This window comes from Oleiphilus sp. HI0125 (assembly GCF_001635355.1).
The window spans coordinates 1-1465 of sequence record NZ_LWGF01000844.1; the positions used below are offsets into that span (position 1 = coordinate 1).

The 1465-nt window shown below is 46.3% G+C and carries 2 protein-coding genes; both read left to right on the forward strand.

Features of this window, described 5'->3' with window-relative positions; genetic code table 11:
* Nucleotides 1-1102 (forward strand): ATP-binding cassette domain-containing protein (locus A3762_RS13680; protein WP_156493454.1); only part of this gene is annotated, 1102 nt, incomplete at its 5' end.
* A 23-nt stretch (nucleotides 1103-1125) separates the two neighbouring features.
* The coding region (locus tag A3762_RS13685; RefSeq protein WP_231878813.1) for a tetraacyldisaccharide 4'-kinase at nucleotides 1126-1465 on the forward strand (340 nt) is incomplete at its 3' end.

Below are 1465 nucleotides of genomic sequence, written 5' to 3' on the forward strand. Positions count from 1 at the left end.
AATATTTGGTGGCGAGAAGTATGAGCAAGAGCGCTTTCAAGGCTCGAGTGAGTACAACCTAATACAGAGCCTAAAGCTTGAATTTACCAAGATGATCAGCACACCGGTTATCCAGCTTTTAGTCGCTTTATCTATTGCGATTTTAATTTGGTTGGCACTTGCTCCCGATGTCATTGGTGATATGACTGCTGCGCAATTTGTCGTGATCATCACAGCGGCATCCACTATGGCTAAGCCGATTCGTCAGTTGACTCAAGTGAATGAGAAAATTCAGCGTGGTCTCGCTGCGTCGCGTGACTTGTTTACTATCATGGATTCCGAGCCTGAGAAAGATGAAGGTGAGCGCACTCTTGAGAAAGTTCAAGGCGAGCTAGTTTTTAAGGATGTCCGTTTTCGTTATCCGACAAGCGATAATGATGTACTCAAAGGCTTTAATCTGCGCGTAGCACCGGGTCAGACAGTTGCCTTGGTCGGTCGCTCAGGTAGTGGTAAGTCTACCGTCGCAAACTTGTTACCACGCTTTTATGAACCAAGCTCTGGTTCCATCGAGCTCGATGGTGTTCCTCTTACGGATTTCACGTTGCGTTCTTTGCGTGACCAAATCTCGCTCGTGACGCAACATGTGACATTATTTAATGACACGATCGCCAATAATATCGCCTACGGCACTCTAAATGGCGCCGATGCTGAGACACTGGCTTCAGTCGCGGAGAAAGCTAACGCGCTTGAATTTATCAACGATAAAGAAAACGGTTTTGATACTGAGATTGGCGACAATGGCGTCTCTCTCTCTGGCGGCCAACGTCAACGTTTGGCGATCGCTCGCGCCCTTTTAAAAGATGCGCCTTTATTGATTCTCGATGAAGCGACGTCTGCACTCGATAACGAATCAGAAAAAGTGATTCAGCGTGAGTTGGATGAGCTTATGAAAGGGCGCACTACTTTAGTTATCGCACATCGTCTCTCAACGATTGAAAATGCAGATATTATCGTCGTGATGGACGAAGGGCATATTGTTGAGCAAGGTGCGCATGCTGAGTTGTTAGAGAAAGATGGGGAATACGCAAAACTCTATAACATGGCACTTTCTGACGATCACTAAGCTCAAGGGATTAGGCGATAAGCGTGAACGACCACTCTAATATTGAGCAAGTGATTACCAAAGCTTGGTACTCAAACAAGCTTTGGATTTATCTGCTTGCGCCTTTTTCGATTCTTTATTGGCTTGTCATTCGAATATCTGGACTGCTTTCAAGTTCACCTCCTAAATCTAAGGTTCCAGTGATTGTTGTAGGTAATTTAACGGCGGGTGGCACGGGTAAGTCTCCGCTGGTGAGTTTGTTGGTGCGCGACTTTGAGCAACGCGGGTATCGTGTTGGCGTTGTGAGCCGCGGCTATGGTGTCTCTATTCCAAAAAATGAAGTGCGTCTTGTGCATGCTGATAGTTCAGCAAATGAAGTAGGTG